This window comes from Rhodococcus sp. CX (genome assembly GCF_015865005.1).
Classification (GTDB): Bacteria; Actinomycetota; Actinomycetes; order Mycobacteriales; family Mycobacteriaceae; genus Rhodococcus.
Genome location: NZ_JADZGH010000109.1, coordinates 20,638 through 26,098, shown reverse-complemented (window position 1 = coordinate 26,098; position 5,461 = coordinate 20,638). Strand labels below are relative to the sequence as shown.

5 protein-coding genes are annotated in these 5,461 nt (G+C 66.6%); 3 read left to right on the top strand and 2 right to left on the bottom strand.

Annotated features, from left to right (window positions below):
- On the bottom strand, window positions 1-1,065 hold a 1,065-nt coding region (locus I0Q12_RS11900; RefSeq protein ID WP_197252111.1), incomplete at its 3' end, for an acyl-CoA dehydrogenase family protein.
- A 313-nt stretch (window positions 1,066-1,378) separates the two neighbouring features.
- Here I0Q12_RS11900 and I0Q12_RS11895 point away from each other — a divergent pair.
- Window positions 1,379-2,596, top strand: a complete 1,218-nt coding sequence (locus I0Q12_RS11895) for an FAD-dependent monooxygenase (RefSeq protein WP_197252110.1) — start codon at window positions 1,379-1,381, stop codon at window positions 2,594-2,596.
- A 44-nt stretch (window positions 2,597-2,640) separates the two neighbouring features.
- Here I0Q12_RS11895 and I0Q12_RS11890 read toward each other — a convergent pair whose 3' ends face one another.
- A complete protein-coding gene (locus I0Q12_RS11890; RefSeq protein ID WP_197252109.1) occupies window positions 2,641-3,420 on the bottom strand; it encodes an IclR family transcriptional regulator in 780 nt (259 codons plus the stop codon).
- A 114-nt stretch (window positions 3,421-3,534) separates the two neighbouring features.
- Here I0Q12_RS11890 and I0Q12_RS11885 point away from each other — a divergent pair, with 114 nt between their 5' ends.
- The gene (locus tag I0Q12_RS11885; RefSeq protein WP_197252108.1) at window positions 3,535-4,575 is read left to right on the top strand and encodes a cupin domain-containing protein; all 1,041 of its coding nucleotides are present in this window, start codon (window positions 3,535-3,537) and stop codon (window positions 4,573-4,575) included.
- A 5-nt stretch (window positions 4,576-4,580) separates the two neighbouring features.
- Window positions 4,581-5,435: a fumarylacetoacetate hydrolase family protein gene (locus I0Q12_RS11880; RefSeq protein ID WP_197252107.1), complete on the top strand. Its 855-nt coding sequence runs from the start codon at window positions 4,581-4,583 to the stop codon at window positions 5,433-5,435.
- Window positions 5,436-5,461: the final 26 nt, after the last annotated feature.

Genomic DNA, 5,461 nt, shown 5'->3' with positions numbered 1-5,461 from the left:
CTCGGCCGCGGCGTAGCCGCCGAAGGTGTCGAAGGCGGCCTGGGCCGCCTGCCAGAGCGCCTGCGAGGCAAGCAGTTTCGCGCCGTTGACCTCGAAGCGGGGGTTCTCACCGGCGGCGTACATCTCGGCGGCGCGCCAGCGCATGAGCGAGGCGGCCTGCAGGTTCGCGTAGGCCTGGGCGATCGGGAACTGGACGCCCTGGTTCATGCCGATGGGACGGCCGAAGACGTGGCGCTCGTTGGCGTACTGGACGGCGCGGTCGATGAGGTGGAAGCCGGCACCGATGTACTCCGAGGTGACGATGATGCGCTCGGAGTTCATGCCGGACAGGATGACCTTGAAACCCTTGTGCTCCTCGCCGATCCGGTTCTCGACCGGCACGCGCAGGTTCTCGATGGCGAGTTCGTTGGTCTCGTGGTTGACCATGGTCTTGATCGGGGTGGCCCGGATGGTGCCGTCCTCGATCGCCTTGCGCAGGTCGACGAGCAGCACGGTGAAGCCGTCGGACGGCTTGGAGGCATCCTCGCGCTTCTTGGTGCGCGTGAGCAGCAGCAGCAGGTCGGAGTGCTGGATGCGGGAGATGAAGATCTTGTTGCCGTTGACGACGTACTCGTCGCCCTCGCGCTGGGCGAAGGTGCGGATGCGGGTGGTGTCGGAGCCGGCGTCGGGCTCGGTGATACCGAAGGACTGCAGGCGCAGTTCGCCGGAGGCGATCTTCGGCAGGAAGCGCTGCTTCTGCTCGTCGTTGCCGTGACGGAGCAGGGCGCCCATGGTGTACATGCCGGCGCGCGCCGCACCGGCGTGGCAGCCGTTGCGTTCGAGCTGCTCGAGAACGACTGCGGCATCGCGGATGTCGGCTCCGCCTCCGCCGTACTCCTCGGGGACGAGCATGCCCATCCAGCCGGTCTCGTAGAGCGTGTCGACGAACTTCTCGGGGTACTCACCGGCGGCGTCGCAGGCACGCCAGTAGTCGTTGTCGAACGGCTCGCACAGCTCGTCGATGGCGCTACGGATGGCGCGCTGCTCTTCCGTGAGACTGAAGGCGGACGATTCGATTACGGTCACGGCGACTCTCCTGCATGTCGTGGGTGTGACGACAGCCAATCCGACGTCGGGGCGACGCAGAAGCCCATCTATCACCCAGTGAAATGGTTCGTGGAAATCGGTGGTCGGGAACTCCCGACGGACGGTAGCCGTGAGAGTAGGACCGTCCGGAGCGGCCGAACAACGCCGACTGTCACTCAGTGATAGATCGTTTTCGGAATCGCAGGAAACGACCGGCCGAGGGTTGACCAGCCATTCCTACGGACCTAATCTGTCCTGCAGAATCGAATTCCTCGATACAGAACATCTCTGTGATCCACCGGAAAGGTTGCCCATGAGCACCTCGGCAGAAATCATCGACGTCCCCCTGCTCATCGTCGGCGGCGGCATCGCAGGCCTGGCCACCGCGCTCGGCCTCGCCCGCAAGGGCCGCCCGGCGCACGTGATCGAGCGCGCCCCCGAGTTCGGCGAGGTCGGCGCCGGCATCCAGCTGGCCCCGAACGCCATGGCCGTCCTCGACAGCCTCGGCGTGATGGACGCGATCATGAAGGACGCGGTCCTCCCCCAAAAGAAGTGCTACATGGACGCCGTGACCGGCGAGGTGATCGGCACCGTCGATCTCGGACCCGAATTCGTCGAGCACTTCGGTTATCCCTACGTCGTCACCCACCGCGCCGATCTGCACGGCGCACTCCTCGAGGGTTGCCGCGCGAGCGATCTCGTCACCTTGGAGACCAACCGCGAGGTTCTCCGCGCCGAGAACCTGCCCGACGGCCGCGCGAAGGTGGTCTGCGCCGACGGCACCGAGTACGTCGCCGACGCTGTGGTCGGCGCCGACGGACTGCGCTCGGCGATCCGCCCGATGATCGTCGAGGACGAGCCCGTCCCCTCCGAGTACGTCGCCTACCGCGGCACCGTGCCCATCGAGATGGTGCCGGCCGACGCCGTGGAGACCCCGATGGTGCTGTGCTGGCTCGGCCCGCACATGCACCTGATCCAGTACCCGCTGCGCGGCGGCAAGCTCTACAACAACGTCGCCGTCTTCCGCTCGGACTTCTACTCCCCCGACCACGACGACTGGGGTACCGAGGAGGAACTCGACGCCCGCTTCGGCCTGTGCTGCGACAAGGTCCGCGAGGCCGGGCAGTACCTCAACCGCGAGATCCGCTGGCCGATGTACGACCGGGAGCCGGTCACCACCTGGACCTCCGGCGCGGTGAGCCTCATCGGCGACGCCGCCCACCCGATGCTCCAGTACCTCGCCCAGGGTGGCGCCCAGTCACTGGACGACTCGCTCGCGATGGTCGAGGCGCTCGTGACCGAGCCGAACATCGAGGCCGCGTTCAAGACCTTCGAGGCGCGACGGGCGCCGCACACCGGCAACATCCAGCGCCTCGCACGGGTCGCAGGTGAGCTGTTCCACATCGACGGGGTCGGTCGCGCGCTGCGCAACTACTCCTTCAAGGACCACAACCCCACCGACTACGAGAACCTCGACTGGATGTTCATGCCGCTGTCGGTGGCCGGCGACACCCGCAACTACCCGTACTGACCTGCATCGTCGCCGGCCGGACGTTCATCCGGCCGGCGACGGGGCTACCGCCCGGAACCGGCCAGCGCGTCGGCGAGTTCGCCGGCCGCCTTCCGGGCGGCGGCGAGCACCTCGCCCCAGCGGTCGACACCGATCCGCCCGGTCGGGAAGGTGATACCGATGGCGAAGCCGGATGTGCCCGCACCGGAGATCCCGGCGGAAGCGGCACCTACCGAGACGGCCACCGCACTGACACCCGACTCGACCTCACCGTCCTGCGCGGCGTAACCCCGTTCCCGGATCACCTCGAGCTGGGACTGCAGGGTCTCCCGTTCGGACTGCTGCAGGCCACTCGGCAGATGAGGCTCGATGTCCCCACCCATCCCGGCGAGCAGCGCCTTACCCATGGCGCTCGAATAGGCCGGCTGCGAATGACCCGACCGGTCGCCCACGCGCAGCAGATGCGGACTCTCCACCGAGAGCAGCGTCAGGGCCCGATCCCCGTCGAGGGTGGCGAGATGCACCGTCTCCTGGGTGAGGGCCACGAGCCGCTCCAGGATCGGCCGGGCCAGGTCGATGACCCGGCCGCGGAAATTCGACAGCCGCTCCATGGTGGGACCGGCCCGGTACATCTTGGACTCCGGATCCTGTTCGGCGAAGCCGTAGTGCGCCAGCATCTGCAACAAGCGGTGCGCGGTGGACGGGGCAATACCCAGCAGGGCGGCGGCATCGCCCACCCGCAGTCCGTCGGGTCGCTCGGCGACCACGAGGAGCAGTCGGAGAGCCTTGTCGACCGAACCGACCGGATATGCCGGTGCGTCTCGACGTGCAGAGTCAGTGGCCATGATTCTTTATAACAGAACGATTCGACCATTTTCCTTGACCAACCGGCTCAACTACCGTACTAATTCCTTATCAAGGAATCTAACTCCGCAATACAGAACAGAGAGGATCGCGCGATGAGTGTCGACACCTCCCGCTCCGACGAGAAGGTGCACGACGCCTTCTACGCCGAACTCGCGGACAATCACTACTCCCCGCTCTGGCAGCTCATGGGCAACCTCGGGCCGGAGGCGAAAACCACTCTGGTACCGCACATCTGGCGCTACGAGCAGGCCCGGAAGCTGATGGTCGAGGCCGGCGAGATCGTCCCGCTCGAAGACGCCCTCCGCCGCGTCCTCGGCTTCCGCAATCCCGGCTGTCTCCCGCACCAGCGCACCGGAGCCACCGATACCCTCTGGTCCGCACTGCAGTTGGTGCTCCCGGGAGAGATCGCCCCGGCCCACCGCCACACGCCGTCCGCACTGCGGTTCATCGTCGAGGGCGACGGCGCCTACACCGTCGTCAACGGTCAACGCGTCCCGATGGACGAGGGTGACTTCCTGCTGACCCCCAACGGGCACTGGCACGAGCACGGCCACACCGGCGAGGGCCCGATGATCTGGCTCGACGGGCTCGACTCCCCGCTGATGTCACGGCTGAACCAGTACGTCATCGAGGAGGACCCCGAATGCCAGGAGGTGGACGCACCGCTCCCCGCCGCCTACGGCAACGGACTGTTCGCCAAGCCCTGGGGTGAGCCCGAAAAGGTCGGTCAGCCACTGGTATACAAGCTCGCCGACGCGCTCGAGACCATCGAGTACCTGCGTACGCGTGAAGGCGACCCCTTCGACGACATCATCGTCGAGTACCGCAATCCGATCACGGGCGGACCGGTGATGACCACCATCGGGGCCTACCTCCAGCTGATCCGCCCAGGCGTCGACACCCGCGCCCACCGGCACACCCACTCGACCGTCTACCACGTGGTCCGCGGATCCGGATACTCGATCGTCGACGGCCGGCGTATCGACTGGACCAAGGGCGACACCATCGCAATTCCGTTGTGGTACGAGCACTCCCACCACAATCCGACCGGCGAGGACGCAATCCTGTTCTCGTACACCGACAAGCCCGCCATCGATGCGCTCGGACTCGGCCGCATCCGACCCAGCGAGTAGGAATCATGAAGCTCTACGTCTACAACGACTACCGCCTCGGTGTGGAGGCCACGGACGGCACCCTCGTCGACATCACCGATCTCGTCCCCGAGCACACCGAACCGCGCGAGCGCACGAACGCGCTCATCCGCGCCTGGTCGACCGTCTCCGGCGACGTCTCGTCCCGCGTCGCCGCCGGTGGCGGGCAGGCACTGGACTCGGTGACCGTCCGCGCGCCGCAACCCCAGCCGCGCAACCTGTTCGCGGCGCCGGTCAACTACCACAAGCACCAGCAGGAGATGGGTGGGGAGAAGGGCGTCTACACCGATCGCAAGATCCTCGACGTCTCCGTTCGCAAGGGCTTCCTCAAGGCCGTCACGTCCATCGTCGGACCGGACGGCGCGATCGAACTCCCCTACGAGGACCGGCGTTTCGACCACGAGGCCGAGGTCGGCATCATCATCTCGAAGGAGGCGAAGCGGGTTTCGGTCGAGGAGGCACTCGACTACGTCTTCGGATACACCCCGCTGCTCGACATCACCCTGCGCGGCGACGAGGACCGGTCCTGGCGCAAGTCCATGGACACCTTCACCCCCATCGGCCCGTACATCCTCACCGCCGACGAGGTGGAGGACCCGGAGAACCTCGACTTCTGGCTCACCGTGAACGGCGAGATGCGGCAGAAGTCCAACACGTCCTTCCTCATCTGGGGCATCGCCAAGCTGATCTCGGAGTACTCCCAGGTGATCACCCTGCAGCCCGGCGACATCATCGCCACCGGCACCCCCGAGGGCGTCGCTCAGATCGTCCCCGGCGACACCGTCGTGCTCACCATCCCCGCGATCGGCGAGCTGACCATGCCGGTCGTCGCCCGCCCCTGAGTTCGACCGCAGTAGACCCGAACTCC

Excerpts from the sequence above, each read along its gene's own strand:
- I0Q12_RS11895 (WP_197252110.1), top strand. The coding sequence starts at position 1,379 with ATGAGCACCTCGGCAGAAATCATCGACGTCCCCCTGCTCATCGTCGGC.
- I0Q12_RS11890 (WP_197252109.1), bottom strand. The coding sequence starts at position 3,420 with ATGGCCACTGACTCTGCACGTCGAGACGCACCGGCATATCCGGTCGGT.
- I0Q12_RS11885 (WP_197252108.1), top strand. The coding sequence starts at position 3,535 with ATGAGTGTCGACACCTCCCGCTCCGACGAGAAGGTGCACGACGCCTTC.
- I0Q12_RS11880 (WP_197252107.1), top strand. The coding sequence starts at position 4,581 with ATGAAGCTCTACGTCTACAACGACTACCGCCTCGGTGTGGAGGCCACG.